The sequence below is a fragment of the Serratia sp. DD3 genome (assembly GCF_000496755.2).
Genome location: NZ_AYKS02000108.1, coordinates 38060 through 59745, shown reverse-complemented (window position 1 = coordinate 59745; position 21686 = coordinate 38060). Strand labels below are relative to the sequence as shown.

Annotated in this window: 23 protein-coding genes; 22 read left to right on the top strand and 1 reads right to left on the bottom strand. The window is 50.3% G+C overall.

Annotated elements, in window-relative coordinates; translation table 11 throughout:
• The first annotated feature begins 55 nt into the window (after window positions 1–55).
• The 3 genes from IO95_RS20400 to IO95_RS20390 are packed head-to-tail and all read left to right on the top strand — an operon-like array spanning window position 56 to window position 2899.
• Entirely contained in the window at window positions 56–1204 is a 1149-nt protein-coding gene (locus IO95_RS20400) for a 3-phenylpropionate MFS transporter (RefSeq protein WP_023489148.1), read from the top strand.
• Between the two features lie 40 nt (window positions 1205–1244).
• Complete coding sequence (locus tag IO95_RS20395; RefSeq protein WP_023489149.1) at window positions 1245–1886, top strand: DUF1007 family protein; 642 nt, start codon at window positions 1245–1247, stop codon at window positions 1884–1886.
• Window positions 1877–2899, top strand: a complete 1023-nt coding sequence (locus IO95_RS20390; RefSeq protein WP_023489150.1) for a nickel/cobalt transporter — start codon at window positions 1877–1879, stop codon at window positions 2897–2899. Before IO95_RS20395 ends, IO95_RS20390 begins: the two co-directional genes overlap by 10 nt.
• Window positions 2900–2997: 98 nt before the next feature.
• Here the strand turns inward: IO95_RS20390 and suhB are convergent, their stop codons facing one another.
• Complete coding sequence (gene suhB, locus IO95_RS20385) at window positions 2998–3801, bottom strand: inositol-1-monophosphatase (RefSeq protein WP_023489151.1); 804 nt, start codon at window positions 3799–3801, stop codon at window positions 2998–3000.
• Between the two features lie 187 nt (window positions 3802–3988).
• On the opposite strand from suhB, the gene trmJ reads away from it, so the two are divergent.
• From trmJ to bamB, 19 genes are all read left to right on the top strand, one after another.
• Window positions 3989–4723 (top strand): tRNA (cytosine(32)/uridine(32)-2'-O)-methyltransferase TrmJ, encoded by a 735-nt coding sequence (gene trmJ / locus IO95_RS20380; RefSeq protein ID WP_037386951.1) that lies wholly within the window; start codon window positions 3989–3991, stop codon window positions 4721–4723.
• 271 nt (window positions 4724–4994) lie between these two features.
• Window positions 4995–5477: a Fe-S cluster assembly transcriptional regulator IscR gene (gene iscR / locus IO95_RS20375; RefSeq protein WP_023489153.1), complete on the top strand. Its 483-nt coding sequence runs from the start codon at window positions 4995–4997 to the stop codon at window positions 5475–5477.
• Between the two features lie 55 nt (window positions 5478–5532).
• Window positions 5533–6747, top strand: a complete 1215-nt coding sequence (locus IO95_RS20370; protein WP_023489154.1) for an IscS subfamily cysteine desulfurase — start codon at window positions 5533–5535, stop codon at window positions 6745–6747.
• A 24-nt stretch (window positions 6748–6771) separates the two neighbouring features.
• Entirely contained in the window at window positions 6772–7158 is a 387-nt protein-coding gene (gene iscU, locus IO95_RS20365; protein WP_023489155.1) for a Fe-S cluster assembly scaffold IscU, read from the top strand.
• Window positions 7159–7337: 179 nt separating this feature from the next.
• Window positions 7338–7661, top strand: a complete 324-nt coding sequence (iscA, locus tag IO95_RS20360) for an iron-sulfur cluster assembly protein IscA (RefSeq protein ID WP_023489156.1) — start codon at window positions 7338–7340, stop codon at window positions 7659–7661.
• Between the two features lie 146 nt (window positions 7662–7807).
• Window positions 7808–8329, top strand: coding sequence for a co-chaperone HscB (gene hscB, locus IO95_RS20355; RefSeq protein WP_023489157.1), 522 nt, complete (start codon window positions 7808–7810; stop codon window positions 8327–8329).
• Between the two features lie 118 nt (window positions 8330–8447).
• Entirely contained in the window at window positions 8448–10298 is a 1851-nt protein-coding gene (hscA, locus tag IO95_RS20350; RefSeq protein WP_023489158.1) for a Fe-S protein assembly chaperone HscA, read from the top strand.
• A gap of 2 nt (window positions 10299–10300) precedes the next feature.
• Window positions 10301–10636 (top strand): ISC system 2Fe-2S type ferredoxin, encoded by a 336-nt coding sequence (gene fdx / locus IO95_RS20345; protein WP_023489159.1) that lies wholly within the window; start codon window positions 10301–10303, stop codon window positions 10634–10636.
• Window positions 10637–10741: 105 nt separating this feature from the next.
• A complete protein-coding gene (iscX, locus tag IO95_RS20340; RefSeq protein WP_023489160.1) occupies window positions 10742–10942 on the top strand; it encodes a Fe-S cluster assembly protein IscX in 201 nt (66 codons plus the stop codon).
• A gap of 94 nt (window positions 10943–11036) precedes the next feature.
• Window positions 11037–12332 (top strand): aminopeptidase PepB, encoded by a 1296-nt coding sequence (gene pepB, locus IO95_RS20335; protein ID WP_023489161.1) that lies wholly within the window; start codon window positions 11037–11039, stop codon window positions 12330–12332.
• A gap of 106 nt (window positions 12333–12438) precedes the next feature.
• The gene (sseB, locus tag IO95_RS20330; protein WP_023489162.1) at window positions 12439–13290 is read left to right on the top strand and encodes an enhanced serine sensitivity protein SseB; all 852 of its coding nucleotides are present in this window, start codon (window positions 12439–12441) and stop codon (window positions 13288–13290) included.
• A gap of 157 nt (window positions 13291–13447) precedes the next feature.
• Entirely contained in the window at window positions 13448–13873 is a 426-nt protein-coding gene (gene ndk / locus IO95_RS20325) for a nucleoside-diphosphate kinase (RefSeq protein ID WP_023489163.1), read from the top strand.
• 326 nt (window positions 13874–14199) lie between these two features.
• Window positions 14200–15396, top strand: coding sequence for a bifunctional tRNA (adenosine(37)-C2)-methyltransferase TrmG/ribosomal RNA large subunit methyltransferase RlmN (locus IO95_RS20320; protein ID WP_023489164.1), 1197 nt, complete (start codon window positions 14200–14202; stop codon window positions 15394–15396).
• A 97-nt stretch (window positions 15397–15493) separates the two neighbouring features.
• Entirely contained in the window at window positions 15494–16243 is a 750-nt protein-coding gene (gene pilW, locus IO95_RS20315; RefSeq protein WP_023489165.1) for a type IV pilus biogenesis/stability protein PilW, read from the top strand.
• Window positions 16233–17282 (top strand): cytoskeleton protein RodZ, encoded by a 1050-nt coding sequence (rodZ, locus tag IO95_RS20310; protein ID WP_023489166.1) that lies wholly within the window; start codon window positions 16233–16235, stop codon window positions 17280–17282. The genes pilW and rodZ overlap by 11 nt, the downstream gene beginning before the upstream one ends.
• Window positions 17283–17329: 47 nt before the next feature.
• On the top strand, window positions 17330–18451 hold the full coding sequence (gene ispG / locus IO95_RS20305) for a flavodoxin-dependent (E)-4-hydroxy-3-methylbut-2-enyl-diphosphate synthase (RefSeq protein WP_023489167.1): 1122 nt from the start codon (window positions 17330–17332) through the stop codon (window positions 18449–18451).
• 93 nt (window positions 18452–18544) lie between these two features.
• Window positions 18545–19819 carry a histidine--tRNA ligase gene (gene hisS, locus IO95_RS20300; protein WP_023489168.1) on the top strand — a complete coding sequence of 425 codons (1275 nt, stop codon included), beginning with the start codon at window positions 18545–18547 and terminating at the stop codon, window positions 19817–19819.
• Window positions 19820–19832: 13 nt separating this feature from the next.
• Window positions 19833–20453, top strand: coding sequence for a YfgM family protein (locus IO95_RS20295; RefSeq protein ID WP_023489169.1), 621 nt, complete (start codon window positions 19833–19835; stop codon window positions 20451–20453).
• A gap of 11 nt (window positions 20454–20464) precedes the next feature.
• The gene (gene bamB, locus IO95_RS20290; RefSeq protein WP_023489170.1) at window positions 20465–21646 is read left to right on the top strand and encodes an outer membrane protein assembly factor BamB; all 1182 of its coding nucleotides are present in this window, start codon (window positions 20465–20467) and stop codon (window positions 21644–21646) included.
• Window positions 21647–21686: the final 40 nt, after the last annotated feature.

Below are 21686 nucleotides of genomic sequence, written 5' to 3'. Positions count from 1 at the left end.
TGCTGCAAGATGTGATCTCTGTCAAAGTATGCCCTTGGCTCTGGCTGGAGGGAATATGGTTCTGCAATCAACGCATTGGCTTGCTCTGAGTTATTTCACTTATTTTTTTTCTTTTGGTATTTACCTGCCATTCTGGAGTGTATGGCTGAAAGAGGAAGGGCTGGCACCAGAAACCATTGGTATCTTGCTCGGCGCCGGTTTGGTGGCCCGTTTTCTCGGTAGCTTGTTGATTGCCCCTCGTGTTAAAGATCCCTCGCGTTTAATTAGTGCATTACGCCTTTTGGCACTGCTTTCCCTGGTTTCTGCTGTCGGGTTTTGTTTTGGTAACGGCTGGGCTTGGTTGATGTTGGTGCTGGTAGGTTTCAACCTGCTTTCCTCTCCGTTAGTGCCGTTGACTGATGCGTTGGCAGCAACCTGGCAGCGGCAAATAGCGCTGGATTATGGCCGGGTACGTTTATGGGGGTCGCTGGCCTTTGTGGTGGGCTCTGCACTGACCGGCAAACTGGTTTCTGTCTGGGGCCATAATGCCATCTTGTTCAGTTTGTTAATCAGCCTATTGGCGGTGTGGCTGGGTATGCTACTCAAGCCCAGTGTCATGCCCACCGGAGGGCTGCGTGCACAACATAACAGCAACCGCTCCTGGCGTGAATTGCTGAGTGAAGGCCCGGTATGGCGGTTTCTATTGTGCGTGACGCTATTGCAAGGGGCCCATGCCGGCTATTACAGCTTTGCTTCTATCTATTGGCAAGAAGCCGGTTATTCCGCTGCTAGCGTGGGTTACCTGTGGTCATTAGGGGTGGTGGCAGAGGTGATACTCTTTGCCTGCAGCAATTTCCTGTTCCGTCGTTGGAATGCAGGGAGTTTACTGTTGTTATCGGCGGTATGTGGTTTGCTGCGCTGGGGGTTGATGGCTTCTACGACGGAACTCTCCATGCTGCTATTGATACAAGTGCTACATTGCGGCACCTTTACGGTCTGTCATCTGGCAGCAATGCGTTTTATCGCGGCACGCCAAGGCGCAGAAGTGATTCGCTTACAGGCCGTCTATTCTGCTCTGGCAATGGGGGGCGGTATCGCCGTGATGACGGTGGTCGCTGGCTTTCTGTTTGAACATCTACAGCAGGATGTATTTTGGGTAATGGCGGCAATCGTGGTGCCGGTACTGTTTATAGCCAAAACCATTTCAGTTGCGGGCGAACGGTAACGGGCATGATTGGGTAGACAACAACAATGAGTCGATTTTTATGATGAAACACTGCGGCCCGAGGGTGCTGGCTGGCCTGTTAATGTTGTTCAGCATGGCAACCATTGCCCACCCACACAGTTTTATTGATATGAATACCACGTTTATCGCCAAAGACCAGAAACTGGTTGGGTTGAAAATGGTTTGGGTTATGGATGAAATGACCTCAGCAGATCTGTTGTATGATGCTGAAAACGCTAAAAGTGATTCCGAAATCTGGAAACAATTGGCGGCGGAGGTGATGGCTAATGTATTGGCGCAGCACTATTTCACCGATATTTACCGTGATGGTAAACCGGTGAAATACTTGAATCTGCCCACGGAATACCAGCTTTCGCGCCAGGGAAATAAGGCGGTATTGGAGTTTGTATTACCACTGTCGGAAGCACAACCGTTGGTGGGTAAACCTTTTAAGATTTCCACCTATGATCCCACCTATTTTGTTGATATGTCCTACCAGGATCAAAAAGCATTACAGTTGCCACCAGAGATGGCCAAACACTGTGAGTTACATCTGATGACACCCAAGCCGGATTTATCATTGAAAACCTATGCCATGTCCCTGGACAAGAGTGATTCCCCCCCTGAAGACCTGGCATTAGGGCAACAATTTGCCCAGCGAGTGACGCTGACATGCAAATAAAGATCAGGCAACCTGCGGGAAAGAAATATCATTGGATGCTCGGGTTATGGCCACTGCTGCTGTTTTTGATTTTGCTGGCGCTGGTGATCCAGCAGGCTTGGCACTATTGGCCGCAGATATTGATGCACACGGTGGTGTGGCAGAAAAAGTTAAATCAGGAAATGGCGCTACTGTTACAACAAGTCAAGGCGGCACCACAGCAAGCGGGTATGGCACTGATGCTGTTCAGTCTTGGTTATGGCGTCTTACATGCTTTGGGGCCAGGGCATGGCAAAGTGGTGATTGCGACTTATCTGGCTACTCATCCAACACGTTTAAAAACCAGCCTGAAACTGACCTTTGCTGCCTCATTGTTACAGGGTGGGGTGGCTATTGGCTTGGTGACACTGGTGTTGGTGGTACTGCAACTCTCATCCAGTCAACTGCATCAGAGTAGTTTCTGGCTGGAGCGAGGTAGCTATATTTTGGTGATATTATTGGGGGTATTGCTAAGCTGGCGTGCGCTAAAACGGCTCTATTTGGCGATTAAATCCCTGCGTCCAGTGCCCGCACTGCGTATTAACCGTTTACAACCGTTACCCGATACACATACCCATGGTATTGATTGTGGCTGTGGACATCGCCATTTACCTAATGATGCTGAGTTGCAAGCGGGAAAAGATTGGCGAACAACAGCGGCGATTGTACTGGCGATGGGGATGCGCCCTTGTTCAGGTGCAATCCTGGTGTTGCTGTTCTCCAAAGTGATCGGTGTTTTTACCTGGGGTATTTTTTCTGCCTTGGCGATGGCGTTGGGAACGTCAATGACCATCTCTTTACTGGCACTGTTTGTGCACTACAGCCGTAAACTGGCGATCCGCATCAGCCGACAGCGTGCCTCCGCAGCTTGGAGTCGCGTAGCTTGGGGAACCTTGGCATTGGTTGGCGGTTTAACTTTACTGTTTGCGGGGATAGTGCTGTATATGAGTGCGCAGCCTGAGCTAGGGGGCGGAGTTCGTCCATTTTCCCGCTAACCTTTGCTTATTTTAAGTACAAGTTATTATTTTGAACAGCAAGGAGAGACCAAGGTAACGCTCTGGCAGTTACCTTGGTTATCGCAGAAATTAAAACATTAACGCTTCAGCGCTTCACTCAGTTCTTCACGCATCACTGATAGCAGCGATTTCACCACCCGTGGGTTACCGGCAACCAGATTGCCAGAGTTCAAGTGATTATGACCGCCCACAAAATCGGTGACTACCCCGCCAGATTCACGGACCAGCAATTCACCTGCCGCGAAGTCCCAAGGTTTTAGGCCGATTTCAAAATAGCCATCAACACGGCCAGCGGCGACATAGGCCAGATCAAGTGCTGCGGAACCGGTACGGCGGAAATCCGCACACTGGGTAAACAGTTTACCGATCAGATTAATATAAGAGGGAGCATGTTGTTTGGCTTTGAAGGGGAAGCCGGTGGCCAGGATGGTGCCATCCAGGTCTTTGGCATTGGTGCCGCGTAGACGGTAACCGTTGAGTTGCGCACCTTGACCACGGGTTGCGGTGAACAGTTCGTTGCGCATCGGGTCATAAACCACCGCCACTTCGGTACGGCCTTTAATGCGTACAGCAATGGAGACGGAGAAGTGTGGGAAGCGTTTGACAAAGTTGGTGGTGCCATCCAATGGATCAATTACCCATTGTACATCTTGATCTTCACCCGCTAACTCACCACATTCTTCACCGATTATGGTGTGTTTGGGGTAAGACTTACGGATAATTTCAATGATCTGACGTTCAGCTTCACGATCAACGTTAGTAACAAAGTCATTTGAACCTTTCTGCGTTGTTTCTACAGAGTCAGGCGTTTCGTAATTTTTGGCAATCAAGTTACCCGCTTTACGCGCAGCGCGCACAGCGATAGTCAGCATCGGATGCATGGGCATTTTCCACAGGATGTTAAAGAACGAGAAACGCGCGGATTATAGCAGGTGTTTGGCAAAATACCTATGCCTGAGTTGATGCAAATTGAATCCATGTGGCTAGACAAGAGGCGGAAACTTGCATGAACTTGGTGAGATGCCTGTGTTAGGATATGGCGATTTTCTTCTACTATTCAGAGTTTGTATGCTGCACAACATCCGCATTGTTTTGGTTGAGACTTCCCATACCGGTAATATGGGCTCCACCGCCCGCGCCATGAAAACCATGGGCTTAACCAACCTCTATCTGGTTAATCCGCTGGTAAAACCTGATTCACAGGCTATCGCCTTGGCTGCAGGTGCCAGCGACGTTATTGGTAATGCCACGCTGGTTGATACTTTTGATGCCGCCATTGCGGGTTGCCGTCTGGTGGTAGGCACTAGCGCGCGCTCAAGAACTTTACCCTGGCCGATGTTAGAGCCTCGAACCTGTGGGGTGCGAGCCGTACAGGAAAGCGAACAGGGGCCGGTGGCATTAGTCTTTGGCCGTGAACGTGTTGGCCTAACTAATGATGAATTGCAGAAGTGTCACTATCATGTGGCGATCCCGGCCAATCCCGATTACAGCTCGTTGAACCTGGCGATGGCAGTACAGATCCTGGCCTATGAAGTGCGTGTCGCTTACCTCGACCGCCAACAGGAAGGCGCGCCAGTACCGGCAGAAACGCTCTATCCGCTGGTGGACGATCTTGAACGGTTTTATCAGCATCTGGAGCAGACCTTGGTACATACCGGCTTTATCCGTGCGGCGAATCCCGGCCAGGTGATGGGGCGCTTGCGGCGTTTATTTGCTCGGGCGCGGCCAGAAGAGCAGGAACTGAATATTTTGCGCGGGATGCTGGCATCGATCGAAAAACAGGATAAAAATCAAGGCAATTAATCTTGGTAACATGCAGGGTCGGGCCGCGTTACCGGGTCGGGTTTGGCGACCGTTGTTTGAATGTTCCTGGTAAGAAGTTTGAATGTTCTTGGTAATTAGCTTGAATGCCCTAGGTAAGAAGTTTGAGTGACCCAGGCAACAGGTTCACAGCCAGAGACAAGTCGTATAAAAAGGCTCAATAGTTGAGTAAATAGTGCGGTTAAATAGTTGACTGTTTTAGTCAGGAATGTCAGACTCTACTACATGTTCGACCAATAGGTAATCACTAGCTATGAGACTGACATCTAAAGGGCGTTATGCCGTGACAGCGATGCTTGATGTGGCATTACACTCCCAGAAAGGGCCAGTACCACTGGCGGATATTTCCGAACGTCAGGGTATTTCACTCTCTTATCTGGAACAACTTTTTTCCCGTCTGCGCAAGAATGGCCTGGTGGCCAGTGTGCGTGGTCCAGGTGGTGGTTATCTGCTGGGCAAGGATATGGGTGATATCGCCGTTGGTGCAGTGATCTCTGCAGTGGATGAGTCAGTAGATGCCACCCGCTGCCAAGGCAAAGAGGGTTGCCAAGGGGGGGGCCGCTGTCTGACCCACTCCTTATGGAGTGACCTGAGTGATCGTATTAGCGGGTTTCTGAATGGCATCACGTTGGCTGAACTGGTTAATGATCAGGATGTGCTGGAGGTGGCAAATCGTCAGCGCCGTACTCTTGATGAGCGTCAGCAAGAAAAGATCAACGTGAATCTGCGTGCATAAGCAGTCAGTGACTCATTTATCTGTTTTTGGAAGTGATGTACGGAGTAAAAGAGCAATGAAATTACCGATTTATCTGGACTACTCGGCAACCACACCGGTCGACCCGCGAGTTGCGCAGAAGATGATGCAGTTTTTAACCCTCGACGGTACTTTCGGTAACCCGGCATCTCGCTCCCACCGTTTCGGGTGGCAGGCGGAAGAGGCTGTCGATATCGCCCGTAATCAAATAGCTGAACTGGTTGGCGCAGACCCGCGTGAGATTGTGTTCACTTCTGGGGCTACCGAGTCTAATAACCTGGCGATCAAGGGTGTAGCTAATTTCTATCACAAGAAAGGCAAGCACATTATTACCAGTAAAACCGAGCATAAAGCGGTGCTGGATACTTGTCGCCAACTCGAACGTGAAGGCTTTGAGGTCACTTATCTGGCCCCTCAGAGCAACGGCATTATCGATCTCGATACCCTTGCTGCGGCGATGCGCGAAGACACCATTCTGGTTTCCATTATGCATGTGAACAACGAAATTGGTGTGGTGCAGGATATTGAAACCATCGGCGAAATGTGTCGTGCCCGTGGTATTATCTACCATGTTGATGCGACGCAGAGCGTGGGCAAATTGCCTATCGACCTGAGTAAATTGAAAGTGGATTTGATGTCCTTCACTGGTCATAAAACTTATGGTCCTAAAGGTATTGGTGCCCTGTATGTGCGCCGTAAGCCACGTATCCGTATTGAAGCGCAAATTCACGGTGGTGGGCATGAGCGTGGTATGCGCTCCGGTACATTGCCAGTCCACCAGATTGTTGGCATGGGTGAAGCCTATCGTATCGCCAAGGAAGAAATGTCCACTGAAATGGCACGCTTGAGTAGCTTGCGTGATCGTTTGTGGAATGGTGTGAAAGATATGGAAGAAGTCTATCTGAACGGTGATTTAGAGCATGGGGCGCCAAACATTCTCAACGTCAGCTTCAACTATGTTGAAGGCGAGTCGTTGATCATGGCGCTGAAAGATTTGGCTGTTTCATCCGGTTCTGCCTGTACTTCTGCCAGCCTGGAACCTTCCTATGTGCTGCGCGCGCTGGGGATGAGTGATGAGTTGGCACACAGCTCGATTCGTTTTTCTCTTGGGCGTTTCACGACCGAAGAAGAGATCGATTACACCATTTCGCTGGTACGTAAATCCATTGGCCGTCTGCGTGAACTCTCCCCATTGTGGGACATGTACAAGCAGGGTGTGGATATCAACAGCATCGAATGGGCACATCATTAATTCTCAGGATTTAGGAGCAACGTCATGGCATACAGCGAAAAAGTAATAGACCATTACGAAAATCCACGTAACGTGGGATCGTTTGATAATGAAGATCCAACCGTCGGTAGTGGGATGGTAGGTGCACCGGCCTGTGGTGATGTGATGAAACTGCAGATCAAAGTTAACGATGAAGGCATTATTGAAGATGCCCGTTTCAAGACCTACGGTTGTGGTTCTGCCATTGCCTCAAGTTCCTTGGTGACCGAGTGGATGAAGGGTAAATCTCTTGATCAGGCCGAAGCGATTAAAAATACCCAGATTGCTGAGGAACTGGAGTTGCCCCCCGTTAAGATTCACTGCTCAATTCTGGCAGAAGATGCCATTAAAGCAGCGATTGCTGACTATAAGAGCAAGCACGGCACTAAGTAGTTTTACCCGTCGGCAATCAAACCACAGGGTTGTTGGCTGCTTTCGTTCACCCTAGTCACATAGTTGGCTATGTTGCTAGGGATTTGCTCAATTGCCGCCTACCTGTAACTTGATTGAATTTGGGTATATAACTTGTTATTTGGCCCGCGTAGTCGGGCCTGGCTTCGAATGAGGTTGCTATGTCAATAACCATGAGTGACAGCGCTGCGCAGCGCGTTCAGGCATTTTTGAACCACCGTGGCAAAGGTCTTGGATTGCGCTTGGGAGTGCGAACTTCTGGCTGTTCTGGAATGGCGTATGTGCTCGAATTTGTTGATGAAAAAAACGATGACGACATCGTTTTTGAAAACAAAGGCGTCAAAGTGATTATTGACAGCAAGAGCCTGGTCTATCTTGATGGGACCGAACTTGATTTCGTCAAAGAAGGTTTGAACGAAGGTTTCAAGTTCAACAACCCGAACGTTACTAGTGAATGTGGCTGCGGCGAAAGTTTTAACGTCTGATCATTGATGGCGTTCTCCGTTACGGCTCGGTTTTTTCAAGCAGCAGTAAATTCCCTGCTGCTTGAGTGAGCTAGATAGCGGGTTTTCGAGGGTTCACCGACCTATCGCAGCTTGAATTATTTAGAATTCAATGCCCAGAGCATATTATGGATTACTTTACTTTATTCGGGCTGCCAGTTTGTTACAGTGTGGACGGCAGCTTGTTGACTTCGCGCTATCAGGATCTGCAGCGCCAATTTCACCCCGACCGTTTCGCTACCCAACCAGAACGTGAACGCCTGATGGCATTGCAGCAGGCGGCAACCATTAATGAAGCCTATCAATCACTCAAGCATCCGTTAAAACGGGCCGAGTATATGTTATCTTTGCACGGCTTTGATCTGCGTAATGAGCAACATACTCTGCGTGATCCTGCATTCTTGATGGAGCAGTTGGAGTTACGTGAAGAGCTTGATGCCATTGCACATCAACCCGATGCTTCGGAGGCGCTGGCTGCTTTTACTGCGCGTCTGAATACCAGTTGCCAACAACGTAGTAGGCAGATGGTACAGGAGTTGGATAACCAGCAATGGGAAGTGGCGGCCGACAGCGTGCGGAAACTACGTTTTTTGGACAAACTACAGCAACAGGTTGAACAACTAGAAGAAAAACTGCTGGGGTTTGAGTAATCACCTGATACTTTGCAAGCGTTAATCTGGCAACAAGGGTTTGGCGCTATCGCCACCATGCACCATGCGGTGGCTTGCAAGAGAGGGGAGATATTTTTGATTGTGGAAGCTTTGATATATGGCCTTATTACAAATTAGTGAACCTGGCCTTAGTGCTGCGCCGCACCAGCGCCGTCTGGCTGCAGGTATTGACTTGGGCACCACCAACTCGTTGGTGGCTACGGTTCGCAGTGGGCAGGCAGAAGTATTGCCTGATGCGCAAGGGCGCTATCTGTTACCTTCAGTTGTCCATTACCAGGCGGACGAATACCATGTCGGTTGGGCTGCTCGTGCCCAAGCGGCACAGGATCCGGTCAATACCATCAGTTCTGTCAAACGCATGATGGGGCGCTCTCTGGTTGATGTGCTGCAACGCTATCCCAACCTGCCGTATCAGTTCCAGCCCAGTGACAATGGTCTACCGATGATGGTCACCCCCGCTGGCGTGGTTAACCCGGTGGGCGTCTCTGCGGATATTCTCAAAGCATTGACTGAACGTGCCAAAGAGGCATTAGACGGCGAGCTCGATGGTGTGGTGATCACCGTTCCTGCCTATTTTGATGATGCTCAACGGCAAGGGACTAAAGATGCGGCGCGCTTGGCTGGTCTGCATGTGTTGCGCTTGTTGAACGAACCCACTGCGGCGGCGATTGCCTACGGGTTGGATTCTGGGCAGGAAGGGGTGATTGCTGTCTACGATCTGGGGGGCGGCACCTTCGATATTTCGATTCTGCGCCTCAGCCGTGGTGTGTTTGAAGTTTTAGCTACCGGCGGTGATTCAGCGCTTGGTGGTGACGATTTCGATCATTTGCTGGCAGATTGGTTGCGTGAGCAAGCCGGTGTTGCTGATCGCAGTGACCACGGGGTGCAGCGTCAATTGCTGGATGCCGCCATTGCGGCCAAAATTGCGCTCAGTGAAGCACCAAGCACACAGGTCAATGTGGCGGGTTGGCAAGGGGAAGTGACCCGTGAACAGTTTGAAACGCTGATTGCTGCTTTGGTGAAACGCACGCTGTTGGCGTGCCGTCGTGCACTTAAAGATGCTGAAGTTACAATAGATGAGGTCTTGGCGGTGGTGATGGTCGGTGGGTCCACTCGTGTTCCGCTGGTGCGTGAGCAGGTGGGGGCATTTTTTGGCCGTACCCCACTGACATCCATCGATCCGGATCAAGTGGTGGCTATCGGTGCGGCTATTCAGGCCGATATTCTGGTGGGTAACAAGCCAGACAGCGAAATGCTGCTGCTGGATGTGATCCCATTATCGCTGGGGTTGGAAACCATGGGGGGCCTGGTTGAGAAAGTGATCCCCCGTAATACCACCATCCCAGTGGCCCGTGCGCAAGAGTTCACCACCTTCAAAGATGGTCAGAGCGCCATGATGATTCATGTCCTGCAGGGGGAGCGCGAACTGGTGGCCGATTGCCGCTCGCTGGCGCGTTTTACGCTACGTGGTTTACCTCCGCTAGCTGCGGGTGGCGCGCATATTCGGGTAACTTTTCAGGTCGATGCCGATGGTCTGTTGAGTGTCACGGCGATGGAGAAATCCACGGGGGTTGAAGCCTCTATTCAGGTGAAGCCTTCCTATGGTTTGTCTGATGCGGAAATTGCCGGGATGATCAAAGATTCCATGGCCAATGCGCAAAGCGATATTGGCGCCCGCAAACTGGCAGAGCAGCAGGTTGAAGCTTCTCGGGTACTGGAAAGCTTGCAAGGGGCGTTGGCCAGCGATGCCGCGTTACTCAGTGAAGCAGAAAGCCAGGCTATCAACCAGGCGGTAGCAAACCTGCGGCAAGTGATGCAAGGTACCGATCCTGCTGCTATTGAAGCCGCTATTAAAGACGTTGATGCAACAACTCAAGATTTTGCCGCGCGCCGTATGGACAATTCGATTCGTCGTGCGTTGGCAGGCCATTCTGTGGATGAGGTTTAACCATGCCTAAAATTGTTTTTTTACCTAATCAAGATCATTGTCCTGAGGGCGCGGTGTTGGACGCCGAGGTGGGGGAAACCATCCTTGATGTCGCATTGCGCAATGGCATTGAAATTGAGCATGCTTGTGAGAAATCCTGTGCTTGCACCACCTGCCATTGCATTGTGCGCGAAGGGTTTGATTCCCTCGACGAAAGCAGTGAGCTGGAGGACGACATGCTGGATAAAGCCTGGGGGCTGGAGCCCGAGAGTCGTTTGAGTTGTCAGGCACGTGTCAGCGATGAAGATCTGGTGGTGGAAATACCACGCTATACCATCAACCATGCACGTGAGCATTGATCGTCATTCAAACGTAGCCGTGATTTAAACTTAACCGTCATTTAAATTGAGTCGTTATTCAAACAACCGTTTTGTGACCGGTAATTTTAATGCCTGGAGATAACAATGGGCCTGAAATGGACAGATAGTCGTGAAATTGGTGAGGCGTTGTATGACGCCTACCCTGATACCGATCCAACCACGGTACGCTTTACCGATATGCACCAATGGATCTGCCAACTGGAAGAATTTGATGACAACCCACAGGCATCCAACGAAAAAATACTGGAAGCGATCCTGTTGGTTTGGCTGGATGAAGCGCAATAAAGAGCACCATCAGCCAAATAGCCCTTAACTCCCTGGCAACTTGAATACGCCAGGGGGTACAAGGTATAGCAAAGAATGATCCGGAGTTAACGCGATGACCACTGAAATCATGCAGATCACACTATCACAACAGCCAGCAGATGCCCGCTGGGGTGACAAGGCGTTGTTGAGCACCAATGACCAAGGGATGACTATCCATCTGGCTGCGGGTAGCAAGCTCGGGGCGATTCAACGGGCGGCACGCAAAATAGATGGTCAAGGTATCAGAAACGTGAAGCTGGCCGGTGATGGTTGGGGCCTTGAGCAAAGCTGGGCATTCTGGCAGGGGTTCCGCGGGCCGAAAGGGCAGCGCCGTGTTGAATGGGCTGTTTTACCCGCAGCGGAATCTCAGGAACTGCAACAACGCCTAATGGTGGTTGACTGGGTACGTGACACCATCAATATGCCAGCGGAAGAGTTGGGGCCAGAGCAACTGGCTGCCCGTGCCGTTGATCTGATGTGTGAAGTGGCGGGTGAATCCATCAGCTATCGCATTACCAAAGGTGAAGATCTGCGTGAGCAGAACTATGCTGGCCTGTATAGTGTTGGCCGCGGTTCTGAGCGCCCGCCAGTGCTATTAGCGCTGGATTTTAACCCGACAGGTAACCCGGATGCTTCGGTGTTTGCATGCTTGGTAGGGAAAGGGATTACTTTTGATTCAGGGGGCTACAGCCTCAAACAAAGCGCCTTTATGGACTCCATGAAGTCCGATATGGGGGGCGCTGCGACCATCACCGGTGCACTGGCGTTGGCGGTATTGCGTGGTTTGCAGCAACGCGTCAAATTGTTCTTGTGTTGTGCCGATAATCTGGTCAGTGGTAATGCATTCAAGTTGGGTGACATTATTCGCTACCGTAACGGTAAAACCGTTGAAGTGATGAATACCGATGCCGAAGGGCGCTTGGTGCTGGCAGATGGTTTGATTGATGCCAGTGAGCAACAGTCCGCACTGATTATCGATTGTGCCACCTTGACCGGGGCGGCGAAAACCGCATTAGGTAACGACTATCACGCGCTGTTCAGCTTTGATGATGCACTGGCGCAAGAGGTGCTGGTCAGTGCTGAACTGGAGCAAGAGCCATTCTGGCGCCTGCCATTGGCAGAATTCCACCGTGGTCAATTGCCGTCAAACTTCGCCGATCTTAATAATATTGCAGGGGCAGCACATAGTGCAGGTGCCAGTACCGCAGCGGCGTTCCTATCGCATTTTGTGAAGAACTACCAGCAAGGGTGGTTGCATATTGACTGTTCTGCCACTTATCGCAAAGGTGCGGTCGAGCAGTGGTCGGCGGGTGCGACGGGCTTAGGGGTGCGCACGCTGGCAAATCTGTTGCTGCGTAAGGCTAAATAACCGCAGGGCAGGCTGGGGCGCACTCATCCTTGTGAATTGACGTGCACAGATATGACATTTTATAAGGGTTCAGCGGTGCTGAACCCTTAATACATTGGAGTTGGCGATGAATACCCACCATCATCATAATGAGCATGATGCCATGTCGGGCTCTGATGAGCTTGAACAACTGCTGAAATTAGCGGCATCACAACCGGCGTATCGTCCGGCATTTTTTCGCCAATTGCTGGATGCCACGGTCTATATTTTGGGTGACAGTGAGCAGGTGCAACTGCAAGGTGAAATCACGCTGGATGCAGAAACACCGGTGAATATTCAGCACTGGGAAAAGCAAGATGGCAGCAGTGTGGTGCCTTTCTTCTCCTCGTTGGCGTTGTTACAACAGGCAGTGGCGGAGGAGGAACACCCTTTTATTGCTATGCCTACGCGGGTACTGTTTGAAATCACCCAAGGAGACCATCTGTTTCTCAACCCCAAAGCGGAATACAGCAAAGAGTTTTTCCCAGATGAAGTTGCCATGCTGTTAGCCACGGGTGGGGTAGTGAAACCCGTTGAGCGTGATATTGAACAAGAAACTCAACTGCTGTTGGGGCAACCTACTGAATATCCAGCGGCAATGATCGATGCACTTACCACCTTATTTAGTCAACGTAAGCTGGTTCGGCGAGCTTTTCTGGCGTTGATACATGACCGAGAGGTTGATGAGCAGCCCAATCTGCTGATTGGGTTAGATGTGAAAGGTGAGCAGGCAGATATTGATGCACTTATCAGTGAAGCCGGCATGGTGGCCAGTGAAACAGCACCGAATGATGACCCTGTCGATTTTTGTCTGGTAGAAGAGAATGCGCGTGGCGTGAGTCACTACTTGGTCAATCATACCCAGCCATTTTATCAGCGTCGTTGGGGAAGCTGGTTACGAAACGCTATTCCGTCAACGGATGTCTCCAGTTCTGTTTGAAAAACATCACGATATTGAGTGATTACGATCATTTATTTTTAAAGAAATGTATATTTTTGCATAGGAAATTGTTAACGGTGGACATATAATCTGCGCCACTCGATAGGGCCGTATCTTCGATGTACGGCCTGTTTTGGAAACTATAATAGAGGCCATCATGACCGTAGAACGTACCTTTTCCATTATTAAACCTAACGCTGTAGCTAACAATGATATTGGCGCAATTTACGCTCGCTTTGAGCGTGCAGGTTTCAAAATTATTGCATCTAAAATGTTGCGTATGACCCGTGAACAGGCGGAAGGTTTCTACGCCGAGCATAAAGACCGTCCATTCTTCAATGGCTTGGTAGAGTTTATGACTTCCGGGCCAGTTATGGTTCAGGTACTAGAAGCGGAAAATGCCGTACAACGTAACCGTGATATCATGGGGGCAACCAACCCAGACAACGCGCTCGCGGGTACCTTGCGTGCCGATTATGCAGACAGCTTTACCGCCAATGCGGTACATGGCTCAGACGCTGTAGAATCTGCTCAGCGTGAAATTGCTTATTTCTTTACTGAAAGTGAACTCTGCCCACGCTAAAAGCGTATAAATCCGCATCGAGAGTCATTGTTTCGTTGCAAAAGAGTTGTCACTCACATTATTGACTCTTTACGGTAACTGGTAGATACAATAAAAATGACTGGAAAGCCGTTCAGACGTGGAAATGAGTTATTAATATTTGTACAATGCTGCGCCCTGGGAGTGAACTGCCCAGGGCGCATTTTTTCTGTCATTGTGTAATCCGCACATGGTGTAATTGATCCATGGTGTAATTGTTCATGGTGCAATCGGTAAACCGCAGACACATTGACTGCTTTTTCTTCTTTAGAGCCATAACGTGTAATAACGAGGCTGAGAGACCTTTTATGTTAGAACCTACCGCGACCGAATATACCTTGTCTGAAAATAATTTATTGGCAGACCCTGCTGTGCAAACGGAACAACCAGTAACGAATAAAATTAATCTGCTGGATTTGAATCGTCAGCAACTGCGTGAGTTTTTTATCAATATGGGTGAAAAGCCCTTTCGTGCCGATCAGGTGATGAAGTGGATGTACCACTATTGCAGCGATGACTTTGAGCAAATGACCGATATCAACAAGGTCTTGCGTAATAAGTTGCAGAGTGTGGCTGAAATCCGCGCACCTGAGGTGGCAGCGGAACAGCGCTCAGCAGATGGCACCATCAAATGGGCATTAAAGGTAGGGGATCAGCAGGTTGAAACGGTCTATATTCCAGAGGCCGACCGCGCGACGTTGTGCGTCTCTTCCCAGGTAGGTTGTGCACTAGAGTGCAAATTCTGTTCAACGGCGCAGCAAGGGTTTAACCGTAACCTGCGGGTGTCGGAAATCATCGGGCAGGTTTGGCGTGCAGCTAAAATCATTGGTGCCCAGAAAGTGAGCGGCCAGCGCCCCATTACCAATGTGGTGATGATGGGGATGGGCGAACCGCTGCTCAACTTGAATAATGTGGTACCAGCGATGGAAATCATGCTGGATGACTTCGGTTTTGGCCTGTCCAAGCGTCGTGTTACGTTGTCCACTTCAGGCGTGGTGCCCGCGTTAGACAAGCTTGGGGATATGATTGATGTGGCGTTGGCTATTTCGCTGCATGCGCCGAATGATACTATCCGTGATGAAATCGTACCGATTAACCGTAAATACAATATCGACGCTTTTCTGGCCGCCGTTCGCCGTTATTTGGCTAAATCCAATGCCAACCAGGGGCGAGTCACTGTAGAGTATGTAATGTTGGACCAGATCAACGACAGTACGGATGATGCGCACCAACTGGCGGAAGTGTTGAAAGATACCCCATGCAAGATCAATTTGATCCCTTGGAACCCATTCCCTGGGGCACCTTTTGGACGCAGCTCGAATAGTCGTGTCGATCGTTTCTCCAAAGTATTGATGGAATACGGTTTTACGACTATTGTTCGTAAAACCCGTGGCGATGATATCGATGCGGCCTGTGGTCAGTTAGCGGGGGAAGTGATCGATCGCACCAAGCGTACCCTGAAAAAGAAAATAGCCGGGGAACCTATCAACATACGAACGGTCTGACCCTTGTCACATTATTTTTTGTTATCTAATAGCCTGCTATGTTTGTACTAATCTAGCGGGGGAACAGATGGCATCAGGTAAGGGGATAAGTACAAGCATGAAGCTGAAATTGTGGAGTGTGTTATTGGCAACCAGTTTGTTGGTGGGTTGCTCAAGCTCGCAACCGGATCAAGACGAGCCTGACTCGGCAGCCGGTCAGACCCGTTTACAACTGGGGCTGGCGTATCTCCATCAGGGTGATATGCCGTCGGCGAGAAAAAATCTGCAAAAAGCGCTCGATGTGGCACCGCAAGATTATCGTACCCAGTTGGGTATGGCACTCTATAATCAGCGGGTAGCAGATAATGCTGCTGCGCAGCACTATTATCAGCAAGCGCTCAAGCTCGCACCAGGCAATGGCACAGTATTGAATAATTACGGTGCGTTTCTCTGTAGTTTAGGGCAGTATGTACAGGCTCAACAGCAGTTTAGCGCAGCGATGCAGGCACCCGATGATGGACAGGTTGCTGATAGCCTTGAGAACGCGGGTTATTGTTTCCTCAAGGCTGGGCAAACGGATGAAGCTCGTAAATTATTAACTCGAGCATTAAAGATTGATCCCGATAAAGGTGTTCCACTGTTGGTGGAAGCCGAGAAACAATTTGGAGAAGGGAATCGTGCACAGGCGCAAATTTTATTAGATAGTTATCAACATGTTTTGCCGGCCAGTGCCGACAGTTTATGGTTACAGATTCGTTTCGCCGCGTTAGCAGACCGTCAGGATAGCGTTCAACGCTATGGCAAACAGTTAGCGCGAAGTTTTCCACAATCCAAACAGCACCAGCAGTTCTTAGCTAATGAATACTGAAGACTCTCAAGATAAAACTGTACCTATGACGACAGGCCAGCGTTTGCGTCAGGCCCGTGAACAACTTGGCCTGAGCCAACAGGCGGTTGCAGATCGCCTGTGTCTAAAAAACTCTACCGTGCGCGACATCGAAGAGGATAACCTCTCAGCCGATCTGGCTTCGACGTTTGTGCGTGGTTATATCCGTTCCTATGCCAAGTTGGTGCATTTACCAGAAGATGAACTGTTACTCGCGCTAGGTAAACAGGCGTCATCCAAAGTCACTAAATTGCCTCATATGCCAGGGCTCTCAATGAACAAGCGTCGCAAGAAACGTGATGGTTGGTTGATGAGCTTTACTTGGCTGGTGGTGTGTGTGGTGGTGGGATTGACGTTTGCCTGGTGGTGGCAAAATCATAAGGCGCAGCAGGAAGAGATCGCCGCCATGGTTGATCACTCTACGGCGCAACTTTCTCAGCGCGATAATGAAAGCCAATCTGCTGCTTCGGTTGACGGTAATGTGGATAATGGCGCTTCAGCACTCGATCCCGATAGTCATGCAGCATCAGCAACCGATACGGCAACCTCTCAACCCGCAGTGGCGCCGGTGACGGCTCCTTTGGTGACTACCCCTGAGACGGCTAGCCCTCAGGCTGTGGCACCACAACCGAGTAATGTGGTTGCGCCAAGCCAAGCAACTATTCCGGGCCAGGCAACTATTCCGGATGTAACCACAGCTCCGGATGCAACCACAGCGACCTCTGCTACCACCAATCCACTACCTACTGGAGCGGCGACTGAATCAGTAGCAGATGCCAATGCGTTGGTGATGGATTTTTCTGGTGATTGCTGGTTGCAGGTGATTGACGCTACCGGTAAGTCATTATTCAGCGGCGTCCAGAAAAGCGGTACCAGTCTAAATCTGGTGGGTACACCACCGTATAAATTGACTATTGGTATCCCGGCTGCGGTACAGATCCAATTCCAAGGTAATCCGGTGGATTTAAGCCGGTTTGTTAAGGCAAACCGTGTTGCTCGTCTGACGGTTCCAGAGCAGTAATTACGCGGTTATTGTTGTTAGAAATTCGCCGCAGTGGAGAGTGAGTGATGCATAACCAAACGCCCATTAACCGCCGTAAATCTACGCGTATTTACGTTGGTAATGTGCCTATTGGCGATGGTGCACCGATTGCCGTGCAATCGATGACCAATACCAGGACGACTGATGTTGCCGCGACAGTGGCTCAGATCAAAGCGCTGGAGCGCGTTGGCGTTGATATCGTCCGCGTTTCAGTTCCTACCATGGATGCAGCAGAGGCATTTCGCCTGATTAAGCAGCAGGTTAACGTACCGCTGGTGGCTGATATCCATTTTGATTACCGCATTGCCTTGCAGGTGGCCGAATACGGTGTTGACTGCTTGCGTATCAACCCTGGCAATATTGGTAATGAGTCGCGTATTCGTGCCGTAGTGGATTGCGCTCGTGACAAAAATATCCCGATCCGTATTGGTGTTAATGGCGGTTCGCTGGAGAAAGACATTCAGGAAAAATACGGTGAGCCCACGCCGGAGGCCTTGGTGGAATCTGCCATGCGTCATGTGGATATTCTTCAACGCCTCAATTTTGATCAGTTCAAAGTCAGTGTAAAGGCATCCGATGTCTTTTTGGCGGTACAGTCTTATCGCTTGCTGGCTGGTCGTATTGCTCAACCGCTACACTTGGGCATAACTGAAGCCGGTGGTGCCCGCAGTGGTTCGGTGAAGTCGGCCATTGGCCTGGGGATGCTGTTGTCGGAAGGCATTGGCGATACTCTGCGTATTTCCCTGGCGGCTGATCCGATAGAAGAAGTGAAAGTGGGTTTTGATATTCTGAAATCATTACGTATCCGTGCGCGTGGTATTAACTTCATTGCTTGCCCAACCTGTTCCCGTCAGGAGTTTGATGTTATTGCGACGGTTAATGCGCTGGAGCAACGTCTGGAGGATATCATTACGCCGATGGATGTCTCGATTATCGGTTGTGTCGTCAATGGTCCCGGCGAAGCGCTGGTGTCTACCCTAGGCGTAACCGGGGGGCACAATAAGAGTGGTTTCTACGAAGATGGCGTGCGTCAGAAAGAGCGCTTTGATAATGAACAGATGATTGACCAATTGGAAGCGAAAATTCGTGCCAAGGCAGCGATGCTGGATAACGCCAATCGTATAGTTGTCAACCAGTTGGATGAGTAGATAAGTGATACGGGGTTTTCATCCGCGTTGAACAGTAGATGGTAAAGTCCCTATAATCAGGTTTATTTTGATCTAAACAGACAGAGAACTCACGTGGCAAAAAGCATTCAAGCCATTCGCGGCATGAACGATTACCTGCCGGAAGAAACGGCATTATGGCAGCGAATTGAAGGCACACTCAAGCAAGTGCTGGCCAGCTATGGATATAGCGAAATTCGTATCCCTATTGTTGAGCAGACTCCGCTATTTAAACGCGCCATTGGTGAAGTGACCGATGTTGTAGAAAAAGAGATGTATACCTTCGAGGATCGCAACGGTGAAAGCCTGACATTGCGACCTGAAGGAACCGCGGGCTGTGTTCGTGCCGGTATTGAACATGGGCTGCTGTATAATCAAGAGCAGCGCTTGTGGTACGTCGGGCCGATGTTTCGCTACGAGCGTCCGCAAAAAGGGCGTTATCGCCAGTTTCACCAGTTAGGGGTTGAGGTTTTTGGTTTACCTGGGCCGGATATTGATGCCGAGCTGATTTTGCTGACCGCCCGTTGGTGGAAGGCGTTGGGGATTGCTGAACACGTCAAACTGGAGCTGAACTCGATTGGTTCGCTGGAAGCGCGGGCTAATTACCGTGATGCGCTGGTGGCTTTCCTTGAGCAACATCAGGATCAATTGGACGAAGACTGCAAACGTCGCATGTATAGCAACCCACTGCGTGTGTTGGACTCAAAAAATCCGCAGGTGCAAGCCCTGCTTAATGATGCACCCTCTTTGGGTGACTATCTGGATGAAGAGTCGAGAATTCATTTTGCTGGATTGTGTGAGCATCTACAGCAGGCGGGTATTCCCTATACAGTAAACCAACGTCTGGTACGGGGTTTAGATTATTATAATCGTACGGTGTTTGAGTGGGTCACCAACAGTTTGGGTGCCCAAGGTACGGTTTGTGCAGGTGGTCGCTATGATGGACTGGTGGAACAACTGGGCGGACGGGCCACCCCGGCTGTTGGTTTTGCCATGGGAATGGAACGTCTGGTGTTGCTGGTTCAAGCGGTGAACCCGGATTTCAAGGCGCCTGCCACCATTGATGTCTATGTCATCTCAAGTGGTGTCGGCACACAGAGTGCAGCGATGTTGTTGGCAGAGCAAGTGCGTGATGCCATACCGCAGATTAAACTGATGACCAACTACGGCGGTGGCAACTTCAAAAAGCAGATCACCCGTGCTGATAAATGGGGTGCGCGCATTGCCCTGATCCTGGGGGAGAATGAAGTGGCGGCACAGCAGGTGGTGGTAAAAGACCTGCAAAGTGGTGAACAAGAAACGCTGGGGCAAAGCGAAGTCGCGATGCGCCTGGCTTCGATGTTAAGTTAAAGAGAGGGTCGCCGTGGAAGTCTATTCCAATGAAAACGAACAGGTTGATGCTTTACGACGTTTTTTTGTTGAAAACGGCAAAGCGTTGGCTGTGGGGGTTGTGCTCGGTATTGGTGCCCTGGTTGGTTGGCGCTACTGGCAGAATCACCAAAACACCAACATGATGGCGGCTTCTGAGTCTTATGAGCAGGCTATGACGGTACTCGCTTCCGGTAAAGCGGAAGAAGTGGCGGGAGCAGAAAAGTTTATCCAGGCTAACAGCAATAATTATGGTGTCTTTGCGGCACTGCAACTGGCAAGGAATTTTGCCGAGCAAGGTGATTTTGCTAAAGCAGAACAACAATTGGTTCTGGCACAAGGGCAGGCGAAAGATGAAAACCTGCAGGCGTTAGTTAACTTGCGCCTGGCTCGCGTGCAGTTGCAGCAGAAAAAGCTGGATGAAGCACTGAAAACACTGGAAAGTGTGAAAGGTGCGGGTTGGGTGACTATGATGCAAGATGTGCGCGGTGATGTGCTGTTGGCAAAAGGTGATAGCAAGGGTGCACAGGAAGCTTATAGTAAAGGTATTGAATCAAATGATTCTCAGGCGCTTGTGCCAATAATGCGCATGAAGTTGAATAATTTGTCCAGCTAAGGGGAATTCCCATGCAATTGCGTAAAACACTCTTGGTCGGGCTGGTTTCCGTCGCCTTGCTGAGTGGCTGTTCACTGTTTGGTGGTGAAGAAGATGTTGTCGTCATGTCACCATTGCCAAAGGTTGAAAATCAATTCACACCAACCAAGACCTGGAGCACTTCTGTAGGTAGTGGTATCGGTGATTATTACTCCCATCTGCGTCCTGCTTATCAGGACAGTACCGTTTATGCGGCTGATCGTCGTGGTACGGTCAAAGCGCTGGATCTGGCTGATGGTAAAGAAAAGTGGAAGGTTGATCTTTCCGAGAAAACCAAGTTCTACACCCGCAATCAGCCTGCGCTGTTGTCCGGGGGCCTGACGGTTTCTGGTTCCAAGATTTATGTCGGCAGTGAGAAAGCCGTGGTTTATGCGCTGAATACCAGTGATGGTCAAGTTGCATGGCAAGCGAAGGTGGCCGGTGAGGCACTTTCCCGCCCGGTGGTTGCCGATGGTTTGGTGCTGATCCATACCAGCAATGGCCAACTGCAAGCATTGAACGAAGCGGATGGCACCATCAAGTGGACGGTTAACCTGGATGTTCCTTCATTATCACTGCGGGGGGAGTCAGCGCCAGCAACCGCATTTGGTGCCGCCATTGTGGGTGGTGACAGTGGCCGAGTGAGCGCCGTGTTGATGCAACAAGGGCAACTGATTTGGCAACAGCGTATATCCCAGCCCATGGGGGCGACAGAGATCGACCGCTTGAACGATGTGGATACCACCCCGGTGATTATTGAAAACGTGGTGTACGCATTGGGTTACAATGGTAGCCTGTCAGCGCTGGATCTGCGTTCAGGTCAGATCCTGTGGAAACGTGATATGGGCTCGGTGAATGATTTTATCGTTGATGCAGGCCGTATCTATGTCGTCGATCAGAATGATGCCGTGGTTGCACTGAGTACTCAAGGCGGTACCAACCTGTGGCGTCAGAGTGACTTGTTGCACCGCAATCTCACATCGCCGGCACTGATTAATGGTTATCTGGTGGTGGGTGATGCAGAAGGTTACCTGCATTGGATTAATACCACTGACGGCCGTTTTGTATCGCAACTTGAAGTGGATAGTTCAGGCTTCTTGTCAGCGCCAATCAACGCTGATGGCCGGTTGTTGATCCAGGCGCGTGGTGGCAAGGTTTACGCTTTTACGCGTTAAGCCGTCTATCGCCAAGTTTAATCACGCGGCAGTCTGAAAG

Excerpts from the sequence above, each read along its gene's own strand:
- hscB (WP_023489157.1), top strand. The coding sequence starts at position 7,808 with ATGGATTACTTTACTTTATTCGGGCTGCCAGTTTGTTACAGTGTGGAC.
- pepB (WP_023489161.1), top strand. The coding sequence starts at position 11,037 with ATGACCACTGAAATCATGCAGATCACACTATCACAACAGCCAGCAGAT.
- pilW (WP_023489165.1), top strand. The coding sequence starts at position 15,494 with ATGAAGCTGAAATTGTGGAGTGTGTTATTGGCAACCAGTTTGTTGGTG.
- ispG (WP_023489167.1), top strand. The coding sequence starts at position 17,330 with ATGCATAACCAAACGCCCATTAACCGCCGTAAATCTACGCGTATTTAC.
- hscA (WP_023489158.1), top strand. The coding sequence starts at position 8,448 with ATGGCCTTATTACAAATTAGTGAACCTGGCCTTAGTGCTGCGCCGCAC.
- iscU (WP_023489155.1), top strand. The coding sequence starts at position 6,772 with ATGGCATACAGCGAAAAAGTAATAGACCATTACGAAAATCCACGTAAC.
- IO95_RS20390 (WP_023489150.1), top strand. The coding sequence starts at position 1,877 with ATGCAAATAAAGATCAGGCAACCTGCGGGAAAGAAATATCATTGGATG.
- bamB (WP_023489170.1), top strand. The coding sequence starts at position 20,465 with ATGCAATTGCGTAAAACACTCTTGGTCGGGCTGGTTTCCGTCGCCTTG.
- sseB (WP_023489162.1), top strand. The coding sequence starts at position 12,439 with ATGAATACCCACCATCATCATAATGAGCATGATGCCATGTCGGGCTCT.
- fdx (WP_023489159.1), top strand. The coding sequence starts at position 10,301 with ATGCCTAAAATTGTTTTTTTACCTAATCAAGATCATTGTCCTGAGGGC.
- rodZ (WP_023489166.1), top strand. The coding sequence starts at position 16,233 with ATGAATACTGAAGACTCTCAAGATAAAACTGTACCTATGACGACAGGC.
- iscA (WP_023489156.1), top strand. The coding sequence starts at position 7,338 with ATGTCAATAACCATGAGTGACAGCGCTGCGCAGCGCGTTCAGGCATTT.
- IO95_RS20320 (WP_023489164.1), top strand. The coding sequence starts at position 14,200 with ATGTTAGAACCTACCGCGACCGAATATACCTTGTCTGAAAATAATTTA.
- IO95_RS20400 (WP_023489148.1), top strand. The coding sequence starts at position 56 with ATGGTTCTGCAATCAACGCATTGGCTTGCTCTGAGTTATTTCACTTAT.
- IO95_RS20370 (WP_023489154.1), top strand. The coding sequence starts at position 5,533 with ATGAAATTACCGATTTATCTGGACTACTCGGCAACCACACCGGTCGAC.
- iscR (WP_023489153.1), top strand. The coding sequence starts at position 4,995 with ATGAGACTGACATCTAAAGGGCGTTATGCCGTGACAGCGATGCTTGAT.
- ndk (WP_023489163.1), top strand. The coding sequence starts at position 13,448 with ATGACCGTAGAACGTACCTTTTCCATTATTAAACCTAACGCTGTAGCT.
- trmJ (WP_037386951.1), top strand. The coding sequence starts at position 3,989 with ATGCTGCACAACATCCGCATTGTTTTGGTTGAGACTTCCCATACCGGT.
- iscX (WP_023489160.1), top strand. The coding sequence starts at position 10,742 with ATGGGCCTGAAATGGACAGATAGTCGTGAAATTGGTGAGGCGTTGTAT.
- suhB (WP_023489151.1), bottom strand. The coding sequence starts at position 3,801 with ATGCATCCGATGCTGACTATCGCTGTGCGCGCTGCGCGTAAAGCGGGT.
- IO95_RS20395 (WP_023489149.1), top strand. The coding sequence starts at position 1,245 with ATGATGAAACACTGCGGCCCGAGGGTGCTGGCTGGCCTGTTAATGTTG.